Consider the following 465-nt stretch of genomic DNA (forward strand, 5'->3'; position numbering starts at 1 on the left):
CGTATTACCCGGTATCGTCGGCGCAGCGGCGGATGTATATCCTGAATCAGCTGGAAGGCGCGCAGACGAGCTACAATATGCCGGGGGTTTACATGGTGGAAGGCGAGCTGGACACGAAGCGGATGGAGAGCGCGCTGCGGGAGCTGATCCGCCGCCACGAATCGCTGCGGACCTCGTTCGAGCTGGCGGAAGGGGAGCCGGTGCAGCGGGTGCACGCGGAAGTGCCGTTTGTCTTGGAAGAGCAGCAGCTGGAAGGGGCGGAAACGGCGGAAGCCGCGATCGAAGCGTTCATGCGTCCGTTCGAGCTGAGCGAAGCGCCGCTGTTCCGGGCGCGTGTGGTGAAGCTGGCGGAGGAAGGCAAGCGTCTGTTCATGTACGATATGCACCATATCATATCAGACGGAGTCTCGATGCAAGTGCTGGTGGAAGAGTTCGCGCGGCTGTACGGCGGCGAGGAGCTGCCTG

1 protein-coding gene is annotated in these 465 nt (G+C 62.6%); it reads left to right on the plus strand.

Annotated elements, in window-relative coordinates; translation table 11 throughout:
• The coding region (locus tag K0T92_RS25830; RefSeq protein WP_219875281.1) for a condensation domain-containing protein at positions 1-465 on the plus strand (465 nt) is incomplete at both ends.

It is taken from the genome of Paenibacillus oenotherae (assembly GCF_019443105.1).
Taxonomy (GTDB): Bacteria; Bacillota; Bacilli; order Paenibacillales; family Paenibacillaceae; genus Paenibacillus_Z; species Paenibacillus_Z oenotherae.